This is a genomic window from Pseudomonas frederiksbergensis (genome assembly GCF_001874645.1).
Taxonomy (GTDB): Bacteria; Pseudomonadota; Gammaproteobacteria; order Pseudomonadales; family Pseudomonadaceae; genus Aquipseudomonas; species Aquipseudomonas frederiksbergensis_B.
Genome location: NZ_CP017886.1, coordinates 4081716 through 4098794, shown reverse-complemented (window position 1 = coordinate 4098794; position 17079 = coordinate 4081716). Strand labels below are relative to the sequence as shown.

The following is a 17079-nucleotide window of genomic DNA, read 5'->3' as shown; positions in this document are numbered from 1 at the left end:
TGTGGTTGACCCAAGGCATCTGTGATGAAATGCGACCCCACTCTCTATCGCGCAGCGCCGCCATCACTCGCCGTGAAACCCCGTCTGATTCGCCATCTGTTTCTGCCGCCGCTGGTCATCTTGCTGATGGTCGGCCTGGGTTACGTTGGCTTCTGGGCCAGCGAGCACTACGGAATTCGCAGCCTCAGCGAGAACGGTCAACGTCAGCTGGAACTGCACGCTCGCGCGGTCGAAAGCGAGATCAGCAAATACACCTACCTGCCCAGCCTTCTGGAACTCGAGTCGAGTGTTTCCGAACTGCTGGCCGACCCGTCGCCAGAACACCGGCAAGCGGTCAATGATTACCTCGAAGGCCTGAACCGGCGCAGCCGCAGTCGGGCAATCTACGTGATGGACACCACCGGTCGGGTACTGGCGACCAGCAACTGGCGCGATGTCGACAGCTACCTCGGTGAAGACCTGTCCTTCCGTGCCTATTTCCAGAATGCCGTCCGTGGCCAGCCTGGACGTTTCTACGGCATCGGCAGCACCAACGGCGAACCCGGTTACTACCTGGCCCATGGCCTGGAAGAGCAAGGCAAAATCATCGGCGTCGCGGTGGTCAAAGTCCGCCTCGAAGCCATGGAAGAGCGTTGGCAGCGTGCCCGCCTGGAAGCCTTCGTCAGCGACGAGAATGGCATCATCATTCTGTCCAGCGACCCGGCGCGGCGGCTCAAATCGGTTCGTCCGCTCAGCGACGACACCAAAGAACGCCTGGCCCGCAGCCTGCAATATTACTGGTACCCACTCAACGAACTGGAACCGCTGGCACGCGAGCGGCTATCCGAAGGCGTGGAGAAAATCACCTTTCCGGCCAACGCCGAGCTGGTCTCCGATGAACAGGAAATCAGCTACCTGTCGCAGACCCGACCGCTCGCCGATACACCCTGGAACTTCACCCTGCTCACACCGCTCGAGGATTTGCGTCGTGAAGCCATCAACCAGGGCATTCTGGTCGCTGTAGCCTTCGCACTGTTGGCGTTCCTGCTGATCGCCTGGAACGAACGGCGCAAAGTCATCGCCACCCGTCTCGCCGCCCGTGAAGCGCTGCAAGAAGCCAACAACCAGCTGGAGCGCAAGATCACCGAGCGCACCACCGACCTGCGGGCCAGCAACGAGCGCCTGAAAAGCCAGATCCGCGAACGTCGCCAGGCCGAAGAAACACTGCGCCGGGCTCAGGATGAACTGGTACAGGCCGGCAAACTCGCGGCCATCGGTCAGATGTCCACCAGCATTGCCCATGAATTGAACCAGCCGCTGGCCGCGCTGCGTACCTTGTCCGGCAACACCGTGCGCTTTCTTGAGCGCGGTCAGTTGGACATCGCCAGCGCGAACCTGAAAACCATCAATGAACTGATCGACCGCATGGGCCGGATCACCGCCAGCCTGCGCTCCTTTGCCCGACGCGGCGACGACCAGGGCCAGGCCAGCCTCGGCAAAGCGGTAGACGCCGCCTTGCAGCTGCTCGGTGCACGCCTTGAAAGCGCTCGCTTACTGTTGCACCGCGCGTTCAGCGATGTGCAAGTACAGATCGACCAGACCCGCCTGGAACAGATCCTGGTCAACCTGATCGGCAACGCCCTGGACGCCATGCAAGCGCAGCCATTGCCCGAGCTGTGGCTGGAAGGTGACGTTGTCGAGGGCAAATATCGCCTGCGCGTACGCGACAACGGTCACGGTATTGACGCCGAAGCCCGCAAGCATTTGTTTGAACCTTTCTTTACCACCAAACCCGGCGAACAGGGCCTGGGCCTTGGCCTGACCCTGTCAGCGAGCCTGGCGGCCGCCACCGGCGGTCACCTCGGTGTCGAACACCCGGCCAGTGGTGGTACCGCTTTCGTCCTCAGTTTACCGTTGGTAAGCCCCCTTCCCGCCGAGCCGATATGAACAACGATCTTAGTGTGCTGATCGTCGAAGACGATCCCCATGTCCTGCTCGGTTGCCAGCAGGCCCTGGCTCTGGAAGACATCCCCTGCGAAGGCGTTGGCAGCGCTGAAGAGGCCCTGGCACGAGTCGGCGACAACTTTGCCGGGATCGTCATCAGCGACATTCGCCTGCCGGGCATCGATGGCCTGGAACTGCTAAGCCGCCTCAAAGCCCGTGACCGTAGTCTGCCGGTGGTGCTGATCACCGGCCATGGCGACATTTCAATGGCGGTCGGCGCGATGCAAAAAGGCGCCTACGACTTCATGGAAAAACCGTTCTCCCCCGAACGCCTGGTAGACGTCGCGCGCCGCGCCCTTGAACAACGCAGCCTGGCTCGCGAAGTGACCTTGCTGCGCCGGCAACTGGCCGAGCGTGATTCCCTTGAGGGGCGGATCATCGGCCGCTCGCCCGCCATGCAGCACCTGCGCGAGCTGATCGCCAACGTCGCCGACACCTCGGCCAACGTGCTGATCGAGGGCGAGACCGGCACCGGCAAGGAGTTGGTCGCGCGTTGCCTGCACGACTTCAGTCGCCGTCAGTCGCAGCCATTCGTCGCGCTGAATTGCGGTGGCCTGCCGGAGAACCTGTTCGAAAGCGAAATTTTCGGTCATGAAGCCAATGCTTTTACCGGCGCTGGAAAGCGACGGATCGGCAAGATCGAACACGCCAACGGCGGCACGTTGTTCCTCGATGAAGTGGAAAGCATGCCGCTGCCGTTGCAAATCAAATTGCTGCGGGTCTTGCAGGAACGCACGCTGGAGCGGCTCGGCTCGAACCAAAGCGTTGCGGTCGACTGCCGGGTGATCGCGGCGACCAAGTCCGATCTCGACGACTTGAGCCGCGCCGGCCAGTTTCGCAGCGACCTGTATTACCGCTTGAACGTAGTGACCCTGGAACTGCCGCCGTTGCGTGAGCGCCGCGAAGATATCCTGCAACTGTTCGAGCATTTCCTGCAGCAGTCGTCCCTGCGCTTTGACCGTGCGCTGCCTGAGCTGGACAACCAGACCCTGTCGAACCTGATGAGCCACGACTGGCCCGGCAATGTGCGCGAACTGCGCAACGTCGCCGAGCGTTTTGCCCTGGGTTTGCCGGCCTTCAAGAAATCCGGCAGCGGTGGCGCCGCCCAAGGCCTGGCGTTCTCCGAAGCGGTGGAAGCCTTCGAACGTAACCTGCTCAATGATGCCTTGCAGCGTAGCGGCGGCAACCTGACCCAAGCCAGCCTGGAACTGGGAATGGCCAAGACCACGCTGTTCGACAAGGTCAAAAAATACGGCCTGAGCCACTGACCCACCTGAATCGGGATTTGATCGTTCCCACGCTCCCGCGTGATAACGATCTGATCGCGGCTGGCCCGCCCCTTGCATTTACCCGCTAAAGCCCGCCCTGCCTGCGTTGGTGATTAATCGCACAGGCCTTGGAGGGGCGCTGCCATGGGTAAAATACGTTTGAATATTCTGGATCTCGACCACAGCCTGACAGCCCAGGCACCGATTGCCCGACTGCTGGAAAGCGGTCGCGCCAAGCGTCTGGACCTGCTCGACCTGGGCCCCAAACTGCGTTTGTGGTCCAGCGAGAAAAACTATCGACGCTTTTCCGAACGCCTGCGCGAACGGTCCCGCCATACGGGGCCGCAGCCGGAGATCTTCTTTATGGGTTCCGGCGACTACCACCACCTGACTCCGGCCCTCCTCGCCGAGATTACGGAGCCGGTCAGCCTGATCCATTTCGATAACCATCCCGACTGGGTACGCTTCGCACCGCGTCGGCATTGCGGTTCATGGGTCAATCGGGCGCTGAAGCTGCCGAACATCAAACGCATCATCACCCTCGGACCGTGCAGCGATGACCTGCACAACCCGCAACTGCGCGGTGGCAACCTCGGCGCGCTGAAGCGTGGTGACTTGCAACTGTTCCCCTGGCAGCACCCGCCGTCCCAGGTCTGGGGTTTGATCGGCGATGGTGCCGGGCATCAACAACTGGAAAACATGTTGCACTGGCGCAACTTGGCGGACCTCGATTGGCCAGTGTTTCTCAAGCAAATGATCGAGAGCCTGCCGACCGAAGCGGTGTGGATCACCATCGACAAGGATGTGTTGGCCAGTGAAGACGCCGCGACCAACTGGGATCAGGGTGGCATGCGTCTGACACACTTGCTGCAAGCCTTGCGTGCGCTGGCCGCGAGCAAACGGATCCTGGGCATCGATGTCTGCGGCGAGTTCGCCCAACCGGCCTTCAGCAACGCGCTCAAGCGCTGGGAAGCCAAGTCCGACCAACCGCCTCCCGATCGCTGGAGCGAAGACGATCTGCTGCGAAATGCAGCAACCAACCAGGCACTGATCAGCCTGTTCGAGGAGTTATTCCCGTGACCCTGACCGTGGTGTTACTGGTGGCGTTTTCGATTGTCCTGGACGTCATCGGTCAGCTCTGTTTCAAGCTGGGCCTGGACCGTTTACCAGAGCTCGAAGGTGGCTTTCGACTGAATGCATTCTGGGGCCAGGTGTTCAACGCGCCGTTGCTCTGGTGCGGGATCGGCGCCTACGCCATCGAATTCTTTGTATGGCTCGAAGCCCTGTCCCGCGCGCCACTGAGCCTGTTGTTTCCGGCGGCGGCATTGGCGTATTGCGGCGTGGTACTGGCGGGCAAAGTGGTGTTGGGCGAAACCGTCAGCCGCAGGCGCTGGCTCGGCACCCTGGTCATTACGGCGGGCGTGATGCTCGTGTGTGTCGCCCATGCCTGAAGCTCAATCGATGATGGAAAGGAACAACACGATGGGTTGGTTGCACGGACGTCTGGGCACCGTGGTGCTTTGGATACTGCTGATCGGTTTTGAAAGTAGCGGTCAGATCGCTACCAAAGTTGGCGGTGATCAACTGGGGCAGATGGACTTCAACCTCCAATGGCTGGCGGCTGTGGCCGGTAATCCTGGGGTGCTGACGGCCATCGCCTGCTACATCGGGGCATTTTTCGTCTGGATGTTGATACTGCGACGCAGCAGCCTGTCGCTGGCGTTCCCGCTGAGTTCGCTGGTGTTTGTCGGCGTGTTGCTCGGCTCGTGGCTCGGCCTCGGCGAACAGATCAGCCTGCTGCACTGGCTGGGTGTTGCGGTGATCGTGGGCGGGATAGCGTTACTGGCTGAAGGCGAAGAGACGTAGAACAAATAGCGTTCCCACGCTCTGCGTGGGAACGCTCGGACAACGCTCGACTCAATCAAACTTGTAGCTGATCGCCGCCTGAACCTGGCCCTGGTTCACGCGGCCCTCTTGTTTGACGATGCTGCTGTCCGCCGCGGAATTGGTCAGGTGAATCCAACTGGCACTGGTCACCACCGACCACTGTGCTGCCAGCGGGAACTCGAAGCTCTGGGTCAACGCCACATTCTGCAAGCCGCCACTGGCGTTGTACGGACGGAACCCCGACGCGCGGGAGTCTTTTTCAGAAACACCAAAGAACGTCTGAGTCTGCCGGTCATTGGCAAAATTCGCGGTCAGTTCGCTGCTGCCAATGATCCCCAGCCCGAGCGGATAACCGACTTCCCCACCCACACGACCGAGCACGCCGTCCTGGCGGCGATTACCGCCCACGGTCTGGCCGACGAAAGCGAAAATTCGCCAGAAATCAGCCGGGCTGTACTGGACGAAGCCACCGACCTCCCCCATGTCCGACACATTGCGCAGGCCCCGCAGTGTGCCATTGGAGTTGCGTCCCGGAATGTAGTTGAAAAACGGCCCGGCACTGAAACCATTGGTTTTCAAGGCGCTCCAGGTCAGGCCTTCGTCGGTGCTGAGGCTGACATCGCCCCAATCCAGATCAAAGTAAGGCACCGGCACGGCTTCATAACGACTACCCGTGGGCTCATAGGGCTGATAGCTCATGCCGAGACCGGCCTCACCGGTTATTCCGGTCGCCTGGGCGGTGGCACAAAAGCCGCCAAGGCACAGCAAGGCAGCGAATACAGCAGAGGTAATCCTGAACATAAAGCGATTCCTTATCAGTACAGGCGCGCATCAACCCCCAGGTCGATTTCCTGCGCAAGCACTCATGTTGTTTGTAGCGACCTACAAAATTTGTAGCTTCGCGAACACATTTCCCGCACAGCATACCTCAGAGCCCCAGCTTATAGGGTCTGAAACAACTTGGCACAATCCCTGCTCTACCTCGATGCAAGCGCATCAGCGCGCCCCTGCCCAATAGGTAATGCAGATGATTGATTGGCATATCGTGTGTGATTTCGACGGGACCATCACCCGAACCGACGTGATCGACAGCATTCTCCAACGTTTCGCCGACCCGAGCTGGGAAGCGATCGAAGACGAGTGGCTGAGCGGTGCTATCGGTTCGCGTGAATGCCTCAGCCGCCAGCTTTCGCTGGTCAAGGCAACCCCTAACGAGCTGCTCGGGTTCTTCGACAGCGTCGAAATCGATGCCGACTTCCCGGATTTTGTCGACCACGTAGTCGGCCTGGGCGCCTCCATCGAAGTGGTCAGTGACGGCATCGAGCAAGGCATTGCGCGGATTCTGGCGCGCAACTACGTAAGCCTCCTGCCGATCCTCGCCAACCGCCTGCGTCAGGTCGACCACAACAGCTGGCGCATCGACTTCCCGTATTCGAGCGACGCCTGCCGTGCGGCCTCCGGCAACTGCAAATGCAAATCCACCCCCAGCAGCAAGCGTGTGCTGGTGATCGGCGACGGCCAGTCCGACATGTGCGTGGCGTCCACCGCCGACTTCGTATTTGCCAAGGACCGCCTGGCCGAACACTGCGAACGCAATGGCATCGCCTACGCTCGCTTCGACAGCTTCGCCGAACTTCCGGCCTTGCTGGCCAAACTGCCTTCCGGCAGCGCGGCCAACGCCGCTGCCTTCGTGCTTGAAACCTCTTCTGAAACACAGGAACTCTTCCACCATGTCTGATATCCGAATTGCTACCCCAGAAGACCAGATCCTTCTGGAAAAAGAAGCCAAGTATTGCTCCTACGGCGACACCGTTCACTACATCGAACCACCGCGCATTTTCAGCCGTTGCGAAGGCTCGTACGTGTGGGACACCAGTGACCAGGCCTACCTTGACCTGCAAATGTGGTACTCGGCGGTCAACTTCGGTTACGCCAACCCGCGCCTGAACAACGCCCTGAAACAACAGATCGACACCCTGCCGCAAATCGCCAGCCAGTACCTGCACAAAGGCAAGATCGAGCTGTCGGAAATGATCGCGGTCGACGCCAAGAACAAATTCGGCCTCGACGGTCGCGTGCACTTCAACGTCGGCGGTTCGCAGTCGATCGAAGACTCGTTGAAAGTCGTCCGTAACGCCAGCAACGGCAAGAGCCTGATGTTCGCCTTCGAAGGCGGCTACCACGGCCGTACTCTGGGTGCATCGTCAATCACCTCGAGCTTCCGCTACCGTCGCCGCTACGGCCACTTTGGTGAGCGCGCCAACTTCATCCCGTTCCCGTACCACTTCCGCGGCCCGAAAGGCATGACCAAGGAAGAATACGGCAGCCACTGCGTGCAGCAGTTCGCCCGTCTGTTCGAAACCGAATACAACGGCGTCTGGGACCCGAAAACCGGCCAGTGTGAATACGCGGCCTTCTACGTCGAGCCGATCCAGGGCACCGGCGGCTACGTCATTCCGCCAATGAACTTCTACAGCGAACTCAAGCAAGTGCTGGATCAGCACGGCATCCTGATGGTCGTCGACGAAATCCAGATGGGTTTCTGGCGTACCGGCAAGCTGTGGTCGATCGAACACTTCGACGTCAAACCGGACGTGATCGTCTTCGGTAAAGCGCTGACCAACGGCCTCAACCCACTGGGCGGCATCTGGGCTCGCGAAGAGCTGATCAACCCGAAGGTCTTCCCGCCAGGTTCGACTCACTCCACCTTCGCGTCCAACCCGCTGGGTACTGCGGTCGGTCTGGAAATGTTCAAGATGACCAGCGAAGTCGACTACGGCGCCATGGTCATGGCCAAGGGCAAGTACTTCCTCGAAGGCCTGCAAGAGCTGCAGAAACGCTTCCCGATCATCGGCGACGTCGACGGCCTGGGCCTGGCCCTGCGCTGCGAAATCTGCACCACTGACGGCTTCACCCCGGACAAGGCCACCCTGGACTACATGGTCGAGGAAGGCATGAAGGGCGATATGGTGGTTGACGGTCAGAAACTGGGTCTGATCCTCGACGTGGGCGGCTACTACAAGAACGTCATCACCCTGGCTCCGTCGCTGGAAATCAGCTACGCAGAAATCGACCTGGGCCTGAAACTGCTCGAGCAGTTGCTGAACCGGGCCATGAAACGATGAACGAAACAGAGATCGATCTCGGCGAAGGTAGTACCGGTTTCGTTCTCGGCAGTGGCGAGGTCGCGGTGTTGTTGATCCACGGCCTGACCGGCACCCCGACGGAGTTGCGTCGGGTTGCCATCGGCTTGGCCAAATCGGGTTGCACGGTGTACGTGCCAACCCTGGCCGGGCACTGCGGTGACAACGCCGACCTGCAAGCCACTGGCTGGCAGGACTGGTACGAAGGTGTACGCAAGACATTCGTGGGCATCCGCCAGCGGCACGAACAGGTATTCGTCGGCGGTCTGTCCATGGGCGCGGTCATGTCCATGTATGTCGCGTCCGAGCATCCAGGACAGGTCGCCGGCCTGCTGATGTATTCAACCACCCTGCGCTACGACGGCTGGAGCATCAACAAGTTGGCGTTCCTGACGCCTTTGTTGATGAAGATTCCGTTCGGCGTGCACGTCTGCAGCTTCGAAGAGAAGCCACCTTATGGCATCAAGAACGAGCGTCTGCGGGCGATCGTCGAACGTCAGATGAAAGACGGCGAAAGCAGTAATGCCGGGCTGTTGACCATGGAAGGCGTCACCGTGCGCGAATTGCACCGGATGAATGCCGTGGTCAAGAAGCGCATGCCATCGATCAAGACACCGGCCCTGGTGCTGCACTCTATCGAGGACGACATCACCAGCCGTTGGAACGCCGATTACGTCGAACGCAATCTCGGCGGCCCGGTCACCAAGATCCTGCTGGACAACTGCTATCACATGATCACAGTTGACCTGGAATACCGCCGCGTCGTGGAGTTGAGCACGGACTTTGTCCACCAGCTGTCCATGAAGTCGAACGAGCGCGAAGAGTATCGACAGCTGGCGTAGTTTAAGGAAAAGACGTGATCACTGCCCGTGCCTACTCAACCATCAAGGCCATCGAACGCTGCGCCTGGAATGACTGCTTCCCCGCGGAATTGGAGGACTGGGATTATTACCGGGCTGTTGAACAGGCAGGGGTCGCCGACTTCCAGTGGCGCTACCTTGCACTCTATGAAGGCAGCACGTTGATTGCCGCGGCGGCGGCGTTTACCACCCAGTACTCGCTCGACACCACGGTGCAGGGCATCGGCAAACGCATCACCCAGCGCTTGCGCCATTGGCTGCCGGGTGTGCTGGATATTCGCTTGTACGCCTTGGGATCGCCAGTGACCGAGCAATGCCACGCAGGCACCGCCAGCCACATCACCGAGGAACAGCGTCCGGCGCTGCTGCGTCAGTTACTGACGTTGGCACGTAACGATGCCAACGAGGCGGGTATCGGCCTGTTGGCGGTCAAGGATGCACCCAGCCACGATCAGCAATGGATTGACGTCTGCCGCGAATCCGGGCTGCAAACCATGCCCGGTTTACCGAGTGCAATACTGCCGATCGCGTTCGGGTCACTCGATGCCTACCTCGGCACGCTGGGCAAATCTACCCGCAAAGATTTACGCCGCAAACTTCGGGCCCAAGGTCCGCGGATCGAGTGGCGTCGTTCGATCGACGATGTGTTGCCAGAAATGATGCGCTTGTATGAAGCCACCCTGGCGCGCAGTGATCTGGAGTTCGAACGCCTGTCAGCCGAGTATTTCACCAACATCCTCGAACACCTCGACCAACGCGCCGCGTGCGTGCTGTATTGGGTGGACGAGCAACTGGTGGCGTTCAACCTGGTGCTGCTGGATGAACATCGACTGGTGGACAAGTTTTTTGCCCACGACCTGGAACAGACGCGCGAGTACAACCTGTACTTCAGAAGCTGGCTGGCCAATGTCGACTACTGTATTCAACACAAAATCCCGCTGTATGAGTGTGGCCAGGCGGGCTATGCCAGTAAGCTGCGGCTCGGCTGCAAGTTCGAAGGCAATACGCTGTTTTTTCACCACCGTAACGCGCTGTTCAACGCCTTGCTCAAACTCGTGAAACTGTTTGTCCGACCGGATAAATCCGACCCTGCCATGGCTGCTGCGATAAGCGAAACCTGATGATCAAAGACCGACGCCGTAAAGCCCTGCCCTTCGCCATCTCCCGCTGGAGTGTCCAACGCAAGCTGGTACTGGCGTTCTGGCTGGTCAGCGTGATTCCGACCATGATTGCCGCCGAACTTGCGGCCACCACGCTCTCGCAGATTTTCGATAGCAACGTGCGGATCTGGTTGCAGGAATCGACCAAGATCGTCGAGGACGAAATTGGCGAGATCGTGCACGGCAACGCCCGGATCGCACATTTGTTCCTGCGCTTTACCCGGCCACCGACTGACCGCTTGGCCGCCAGGCGCGACAAAATGACCACCGAAATCGCTGATGCCATGGGCATTGATCTGGTGGCACTGGTTCGTCTCAGCGATAAGAAAGTCGTGTTCAGCACGGCAGACGAAAACATCGTCGAACAAATCAGCACTGCCCCGAATGCGGTGCTACAGACTATTCAGATGGGTGGGGTTTCGACCGGCACGGTGGTCTCGACCTTCCGCACCACGCTCGATGGCGTGGACTACCAGATGCTGATAGCGACCTATCTGGACAGCAGCTTCCTGACCAGCATTGCTGACGTCCACTCCCTGGACCTGCGCCTGTACCTGGCCAAGGGCGATACTTTCTCCGAGATTTTCTCCAGCCAGCGCTTCGATGAGCGTCCGGCTCACATGCCCGAGAATATCGAAGAAGCACTGAAACAGACCAAGCAGCCCATCGAGCAATTTACCAACAACTACAGTGGGCTCTATCGACCGATTCTCAATAACAACGGTGAGCTGCAAGGGGTTATTTTCAGCGGTTTGCTGCGCCACAACAGCCTGGTGGGTCTGGTCAACCAGACCAACCTGTTCCTGGCGATCTTCCTGCTGGGTTCGGCCCTGTCTCTGTGCGCCGGCTGGCTCGTCTCGCAACGCCTGACCCAACCCTTGCGCAACCTCTCCCAAGGCGTACGAGCGGTGATCGACGGTGATTATCGCCAGCGGATACCGGTCACCGGCAGCGATGAACTGGCCGAACTGAGCAGCACCTTCAACCACATGACCGAACGTCTCGGCGAGTTGCAACATCTGGAGTCGCAACTGCGCCGCCGCGATCGCTTGCACGCCCTTGGTGAAGTGGCCATGGGGCTGGCCCATGAAATCCGCAACCCGCTGGGCATCATCAAAACCGCGACCCAGTTACTGCACCGTCGCGCCGACCTGCCCGAGACCGACAAACGGCATCTGGAATACGTGGTCAGCGAGGTCAGCCGGATCAACGACCTGATCACAGAGTTTCTCGACTTTGCCAAGCCCAACGCACCGATGCGTTCGACACAATTGGTGCGACCGCTGGTCGATGAGCTGATCGGTTTCTGCGCCCCGGAACTGGCAACTCACAACATCGACGCGCGGATCGAAGACTACGCCCCCGCCGCGACCATGCATGCCGACGCACGACAGCTCAAACAGGCCTGCCTGAACCTGGTGCTCAATGCCATTGACGCGATGCCCGAGGGTGGTCGCCTGACCCTTGGCATTGCCAGCGACAAGGAATACACCGTCATCAGTGTTTCCGACACTGGCCAGGGCATCGAACCGGACATGCTCGAACGGATTTTTACACCGTTCGTCACCACAAAGGCTTCAGGTACAGGTCTTGGGCTAGCCAAAGTCTTCTCCATCATGGAAAACCACGACGGACGGGTCGAATGCGTCAGCGAAAAAGATGCTGGTGCAACATTCAGCCTGTACATTCCGGCCAACGGTGAAGACAACAGCGACGACGAGGACAGTGATGACGCATAACATTCTGGTGGTCGATGACGAGCCCAAGCTCTGTGACTTGTTGACGTCAGCCCTGAGCCAGAACGACCTCCAGGTGTTCACCGCCAGCAATGGCCTGCACGCGCTCAAGGTGCTGGAACAGGAAGACATTGACCTGGTGATCAGCGACTGGCGCATGCCCGGCATGGACGGGCCGCAGTTGCTGGCGGAAGTCAAAGTACGCTATCCGCAACTGCCGGTGATCGTCATGACGGCCTACAGCACGGTGAAAAACGCCGTGCAGTCGATGCGCAATGGCGCCTTCGACTACATTGCCAAGCCGTTCGACATTGATGAGTTGGACATCACCGTCAACAAGGCCCTGCAATTTCGCGACATTCTCAAAGACAACCAGCGCATGCGCGCCGAACTTGAAGAACACCAGCAGATCGACAGCCTGGTGGGCGACAGCCCGACCTTCCGCCAAGTGCTGCAAGCGGTGGATTCGGTACGCGAAAGCACTGCGACCATCCTGCTCACCGGAGAAAGTGGCACTGGCAAGGAAATGGTCGCCCGGGCCATCCACAAACACGGCAACCGTGCCGACAAACCCTTCGTCGCAGTGAACTGTGCGGCGATCCCCGAAGGGTTGCTGGAAAGTGAGATGTTCGGCCATCGCAAAGGCGCATTCACCGGCGCCGTGGCGGACCGGGTCGGGCGTTTCATGCAGGCCGACAAAGGCACGCTGTTTCTCGATGAGGTCGGCGACATGCCGCTGGCCTTACAGGCAAAAATCCTCCGTGCCTTGCAGGAGCGAGTGATCGAGCCGGTGGGCGACCCGCGCGAGCGCAAAGTCGATGTGCGAGTGATCGCCGCCACCAACAAGAACCTGCTGGAAGCGGTGGCTAACAAAGAGTTTCGCGAAGACCTTTACTATCGCCTCAACGTGTTCCCGATCCCCCTGCCCGCCCTGCGTGAACGGGTCGAAGACATCGCGCCATTGGCCCGACACTTCGCTCACACCCTGGGCGCGACCGCCGGCAAACGCATCACCGGTTTCAGCCCGGAAGCCTTGCAGGCCATGACCAGTTATTCGTGGCCGGGGAACATCCGCGAACTGCAGAACTGCGTTGAACGAGCCACCATCGTGGCCTCGGGTGCGGTGATCGAGGAAGACGACCTGCCGGCGTATCTGTTTGCCTCAAGACCCACCGTCGACGGCGCCAGCGCGGCCCTCAGCGAAGGCACTGGCGTGCCGCCGGACCTCGATGCCGCGCTGGTGGAAGTCGAAAAGTCCTACATTCTTGCCGCCCTGCAACAAAGCAATGGCGTGCAAGCGGCCGCCGCTCAACTGATCGGTATCTCGGAGCGCAGCTTCTGGTATCGGCTGAAGAAACTCGGGATTCATGTGGACAAAATCGTCCGCTGAACGCCACGTTTGAAAAAGATCGCAGGCTTCGCCAGCTCCTACGCCGACCGCGTACATCCGCGTAACTCCTGGGCACTCCTCCGTGTAGGAGCTGCCGCAGGCTGCGATCTTTTGATCCTCTCGTTACAACAGATTCGGCGCCTGCACCGGATCGATCTGCGCCCAATGCGAGGTGTCTTCACGGTGGGTTCGCAGGTACGGCAACACCGCCGCCAGTAATGGCGCCTTGAACGCTTCCTGAAAACGGTGGGCCAGCCCTGGAATCAGCTTCAACTGACTGCCCTGGATATGCGCCGCCAGGTGAATGCCATGCATCACCGGCAACAGCGGATCGGCGGTGCCGTGCACCACCAGAGTTGGCACTCGTAGCTGGTTGAGCAACGCCACCCGGCTCGGTTCGGCGAGGATCGCCATGATCTGGCGTTTCACACCGTCGGGATTGAACGCCCGGTCGTACGCCACCGCGGCCTGATGCAACAGCGCCTGACGATCATCAGTCACCTGCGGACTGCCCAACGCCGCCAACAGATCGGCCTGTTGTTCCAGTGCGACCTCACGATTCGGCGCACTGCGCCGTGAGAGCAATTGCACCAGCGCCGCGTTCGGCGCCGGCAGCCCTTCAGCGCCGGAGCTGGTCATGATCAGCGTCAGGCTCTCGATCCGCTGCGGTGCCATGGCAGCCAGGTGCTGGGCGATCATGCCGCCCATGCTCGCGCCCAGCACATGGAATTGCTCCACATGCAGCGCATTCATCAGGCCCAGCGCGTCGTCGGCCATATCGGTCAGGGTGTACGGCGCCGCTACGGGTAAACCGAGTTTGTAGCGCAGCACCTCAAAGGTCAGGTTGGCGTTGGCAGGTGCCTGACGCCAGGTCGACAGCCCGACATCGCGATTGTCGTAGCGAATCACCCGAAAACCCTGCTCGCACAGCGCAACCACCACCTCGTCTGGCCAGTGAATCAACTGCCCGCCCAGGCCCATCACCAGCAGCAATGCCGGATCGGACGCACGACCGATGCTCTGATACGCCAGGCTGACCTGCGCCAGATCGACACGTTCGGTCGGAACATTGACATCGCAACGCGACGCCGCCAAAGACGGGAGGCCGAACAGCAGCGCGGCCAGAAACACCGCAGTAGAAAAAAATCGTACCCGCATGAAAAACACCGAAACGCAGAACCCCAGTAGAGCGCGAGTCTGATGAAGTTTGTTCAAGCGCGCTGCCACAGTTACGTGACAGTTTGATGAAGAGTGCTCAACGGTCGATTTGCAGACCGCTGATCGTTCCCACGCAGACGGTTCGACGTGGGAACGATCAAGAAAATGGGTCAGGCCAACTGATTACGCAATTGGCGAGCAGCCGCCACCATGTTCACCAGCGCCGCTTCGGTCTCCGGCCAGGCGCGGGTTTTCAGGCCGCAGTCCGGGTTGACCCACAGCCGCTGCGCCGGGACCCGCTGCACCGCTTTGCTCATCAACTTGACCATCTCGGCCGTGTCCGGCACCCGTGGCGAATGGATGTCGTAGACCCCTGGACCGATATCGTTCGGGTAGTCGAAAGCCTTGAAGGCTTCCAGCAATTCCATGTCCGAACGCGAGGTCTCGAGGGTGATCACGTCAGCGTCCATGGCGGCGATCGACGTGATCACGTCGTTGAATTCGCTGTAGCACATGTGGGTGTGGATCTGGGTTTCATCCCGAACACCCGACGCGCTCAAACGGAACGCCTCCACCGCCCAGTCCAGGTACTCCTGCCATTGCGCCCGGCGCAGCGGTAAGCCTTCGCGGAACGCCGCTTCGTCGATCTGCACGATTTTGATCCCGGCCTGCTCCAGGTCGACCACTTCATCACGCAGGGCCAGCGCCAACTGTTGTGCCTGGACTTTGCGCGACACGTCTTCACGCGGGAACGACCACATCAGCATGGTCACCGGACCGGTCAGCATGCCCTTCATGACCTTGTCGGTCAGGCTCTGGGCGTAAGTAATCCAGTCGACGGTCATGGCCTTCGGACGGCTCAGGTCACCATAGATGATCGCCGGTTTCACACAGCGCGAACCGTAGCTCTGCACCCAGCCGAAACGCGTGAACAGGTAGCCGTCGAGTTGCTCGGCAAAGTATTCGACCATGTCGTTGCGCTCCGCTTCACCGTGCACCAGCACGTCGAGGCCAAGGCGTTCCTGGACTTGCACCGCGTGGCGGATTTCACTGTGCATGGCGTCGGTGTAATCGTTGACCGAGAGCTTGCCCTGCTTGTACGACTGGCGCGCCAGACGGATCGATGCAGTCTGCGGGAACGAGCCGATGGTGGTGGTCGGGAAGGCCGGCAGTTTCAGGCGTGCGCGTTGCAATTCGACACGCTTGGCAAACGCTGAATGGCGTTGGCTGTCGGTGTCGCGTATGGCCCTGACGCGCGCCTGCACCTCGGCTTTGTGGATGCGTGGCGATTGCGCACGGCTGGCCTGCACGGCGCGGCTCTGCGCCAGCGCAGCCTGGACCTTCGGCGCTTGCGGATCGTTGAGCGCATCACGCAACACGGCGATTTCACCGCACTTTTGTACGGCGAACGCCAGCCAGCTCTTCAGCTCGGCGTCGAGCGTGTCTTCACGGTCCAGGTCCACCGGACTGTGCAAAAGCGAGCACGAGCTGCTGACCCACAGGTTGTCGCCGTAACGCTCTTGCGCCGGTTTCAGCTGTGCCAGCGCCTGTTCCAGCTCGCAGCGCCAGACATTGCGGCCGTTGACCAGGCCAACCGACAGCACTTTGTACGTTGGCAGGCGATCGAGTACCTGGCCCAGTTGTTCCGGCGCTCGCACCGCGTCGATGTGCAAGCCGTCCACCGGCAGGCTCACGGCCAGCCCGAGGTTGTCTTCCAGGCCACTGAAGTAGGTGGCCACGAGTTTCTTCAGTGGCGAGTACTGGAGGATGTGATAGGCGCGTTCGAAAGCATTTTTCCAGGCTTGTGGCAGGTCGAGGGTCAGGATCGGTTCGTCGATCTGCACCCATTCCACGCCTTGGGCCTTGAGGCGATTGAGGATCTCGCCGTAGAGCGGCAGCAGACGCTCAAGCAGGTCGAGCTTGTCGAAGTCATTGCCTTTAGCCTTGCCCAGCCACAGATAAGTCAAAGGGCCGATGATCACCGGCTTGACGGTGTGACCCAGGGCGTGGGCTTCCTCGACTTCGTCGAACAGCTGTTCCCAGCTCAATTTGAACGGCTGGTCAGCGCTGAATTCCGGGACCAGATAGTGGTAGTTGGTGTCGAACCACTTGGTCAGTTCCTGCGCATATTGCGCCTTGGCCGGCTCACTGCCGCAGCACCCCGTACTGGCGCCACGGGCCATCGCGAACAACGTGTCGAGGGTCGGCAGACCCAGGGCATCCTTGGCGTTGTCGAAGCGTTCGGGGATCACGCCAAAGGTCAGCGAGTGCGTCAGCACCTGGTCGTACCAGGCGAAGTCGCCCACGGGCAGCAGGTCGATGCCGGCGTCTTTCTGCACTTGCCAGTGTTTGGCCCGCAGTTCACGGCCGACGATGTGCAACCCGGCCTGATCGAGGTCACCCTTCCAATAGGATTCGAGGGCTTTTTTCAGTTCGCGGTTGGCGCCGATGCGTGGAAAACCGAGTGTGTGGGCCAAGGCCATGGTCTGTTGCT

The 17079-nt window shown here is 60.2% G+C and carries 14 protein-coding genes; 11 read left to right on the top strand and 3 right to left on the bottom strand.

The window, feature by feature from the left end; translation table 11 throughout:
- Nucleotides 1-24: 24 nt before the first annotated feature.
- From aauS to BLL42_RS19625, 5 genes are all read left to right on the top strand, one after another.
- The gene (gene aauS, locus BLL42_RS19645) at nt 25-1926 is read left to right on the top strand and encodes a two-component sensor histidine kinase AauS (RefSeq protein WP_071553563.1); all 1902 of its coding nucleotides are present in this window, start codon (nt 25-27) and stop codon (nt 1924-1926) included.
- A complete protein-coding gene (gene aauR / locus BLL42_RS19640) occupies nt 1923-3251 on the top strand; it encodes a two-component response regulator AauR (protein WP_071553562.1) in 1329 nt (442 codons plus the stop codon). The genes aauS and aauR overlap by 4 nt, the downstream gene beginning before the upstream one ends.
- A gap of 159 nt (nt 3252-3410) precedes the next feature.
- Complete coding sequence (locus BLL42_RS19635; protein WP_071555800.1) at nt 3411-4331, top strand: arginase family protein; 921 nt, start codon at nt 3411-3413, stop codon at nt 4329-4331.
- Complete coding sequence (locus BLL42_RS19630; RefSeq protein ID WP_071553561.1) at nt 4328-4702, top strand: DMT family transporter; 375 nt, start codon at nt 4328-4330, stop codon at nt 4700-4702. The genes BLL42_RS19635 and BLL42_RS19630 overlap by 4 nt, the downstream gene beginning before the upstream one ends.
- Nucleotides 4703-4712: 10 nt before the next feature.
- Nucleotides 4713-5117 (top strand): DMT family transporter, encoded by a 405-nt coding sequence (locus BLL42_RS19625; RefSeq protein ID WP_174553368.1) that lies wholly within the window; start codon nt 4713-4715, stop codon nt 5115-5117.
- A 51-nt stretch (nt 5118-5168) separates the two neighbouring features.
- Here BLL42_RS19625 and BLL42_RS19620 read toward each other — a convergent pair whose 3' ends face one another.
- Entirely contained in the window at nt 5169-5939 is a 771-nt protein-coding gene (locus BLL42_RS19620; RefSeq protein WP_071553560.1) for a MipA/OmpV family protein, read from the bottom strand.
- 226 nt (nt 5940-6165) lie between these two features.
- On the opposite strand from BLL42_RS19620, the gene BLL42_RS19615 reads away from it, so the two are divergent.
- Genes BLL42_RS19615 through BLL42_RS19590 form a run of 6 tightly spaced genes read left to right on the top strand, consistent with a single transcriptional unit; the run spans nt 6166 to nt 13427 of the window.
- On the top strand, nt 6166-6876 hold the full coding sequence (locus tag BLL42_RS19615; protein WP_071553559.1) for an MtnX-like HAD-IB family phosphatase: 711 nt from the start codon (nt 6166-6168) through the stop codon (nt 6874-6876).
- Nucleotides 6869-8263 (top strand): aspartate aminotransferase family protein, encoded by a 1395-nt coding sequence (locus BLL42_RS19610; protein ID WP_071553558.1) that lies wholly within the window; start codon nt 6869-6871, stop codon nt 8261-8263. The genes BLL42_RS19615 and BLL42_RS19610 overlap by 8 nt, the downstream gene beginning before the upstream one ends.
- Complete coding sequence (locus tag BLL42_RS19605; protein ID WP_071553557.1) at nt 8260-9123, top strand: alpha/beta hydrolase; 864 nt, start codon at nt 8260-8262, stop codon at nt 9121-9123. Before BLL42_RS19610 ends, BLL42_RS19605 begins: the two co-directional genes overlap by 4 nt.
- A 14-nt stretch (nt 9124-9137) precedes the next feature.
- Nucleotides 9138-10262, top strand: coding sequence for a GNAT family N-acetyltransferase (locus BLL42_RS19600; protein WP_071553556.1), 1125 nt, complete (start codon nt 9138-9140; stop codon nt 10260-10262).
- On the top strand, nt 10262-12040 hold the full coding sequence (locus BLL42_RS19595) for a sensor histidine kinase (protein WP_071553555.1): 1779 nt from the start codon (nt 10262-10264) through the stop codon (nt 12038-12040). The genes BLL42_RS19600 and BLL42_RS19595 overlap by 1 nt, the downstream gene beginning before the upstream one ends.
- Nucleotides 12030-13427, top strand: coding sequence for a sigma-54-dependent transcriptional regulator (locus BLL42_RS19590; protein ID WP_071553554.1), 1398 nt, complete (start codon nt 12030-12032; stop codon nt 13425-13427). The genes BLL42_RS19595 and BLL42_RS19590 overlap by 11 nt, the downstream gene beginning before the upstream one ends.
- A gap of 123 nt (nt 13428-13550) precedes the next feature.
- Here the strand turns inward: BLL42_RS19590 and BLL42_RS19585 are convergent, their stop codons facing one another.
- Entirely contained in the window at nt 13551-14585 is a 1035-nt protein-coding gene (locus BLL42_RS19585; RefSeq protein ID WP_071553553.1) for an alpha/beta fold hydrolase, read from the bottom strand.
- A gap of 170 nt (nt 14586-14755) precedes the next feature.
- Nucleotides 14756-17068, bottom strand: a complete 2313-nt coding sequence (metE, locus tag BLL42_RS19580; protein WP_071553552.1) for a 5-methyltetrahydropteroyltriglutamate--homocysteine S-methyltransferase — start codon at nt 17066-17068, stop codon at nt 14756-14758.
- Nucleotides 17069-17079: the final 11 nt, after the last annotated feature.

Bases quoted from the DNA above. Each gene is read 5' to 3' on its own strand.
- aauS (WP_071553563.1), top strand. From the start codon at position 25: ATGAAATGCGACCCCACTCTCTATCGCGCAGCGCCGCCATCACTCGCC.
- aauR (WP_071553562.1), top strand. From the start codon at position 1,923: ATGAACAACGATCTTAGTGTGCTGATCGTCGAAGACGATCCCCATGTC.
- BLL42_RS19605 (WP_071553557.1), top strand. From the start codon at position 8,260: ATGAACGAAACAGAGATCGATCTCGGCGAAGGTAGTACCGGTTTCGTT.
- BLL42_RS19615 (WP_071553559.1), top strand. From the start codon at position 6,166: ATGATTGATTGGCATATCGTGTGTGATTTCGACGGGACCATCACCCGA.
- BLL42_RS19585 (WP_071553553.1), bottom strand. From the start codon at position 14,585: ATGCGGGTACGATTTTTTTCTACTGCGGTGTTTCTGGCCGCGCTGCTG.
- BLL42_RS19595 (WP_071553555.1), top strand. From the start codon at position 10,262: ATGATCAAAGACCGACGCCGTAAAGCCCTGCCCTTCGCCATCTCCCGC.
- BLL42_RS19590 (WP_071553554.1), top strand. From the start codon at position 12,030: ATGACGCATAACATTCTGGTGGTCGATGACGAGCCCAAGCTCTGTGAC.
- BLL42_RS19620 (WP_071553560.1), bottom strand. From the start codon at position 5,939: ATGTTCAGGATTACCTCTGCTGTATTCGCTGCCTTGCTGTGCCTTGGC.
- BLL42_RS19610 (WP_071553558.1), top strand. From the start codon at position 6,869: ATGTCTGATATCCGAATTGCTACCCCAGAAGACCAGATCCTTCTGGAA.
- metE (WP_071553552.1), bottom strand. From the start codon at position 17,068: ATGGCCTTGGCCCACACACTCGGTTTTCCACGCATCGGCGCCAACCGC.
- BLL42_RS19625 (WP_174553368.1), top strand. From the start codon at position 4,713: ATGATGGAAAGGAACAACACGATGGGTTGGTTGCACGGACGTCTGGGC.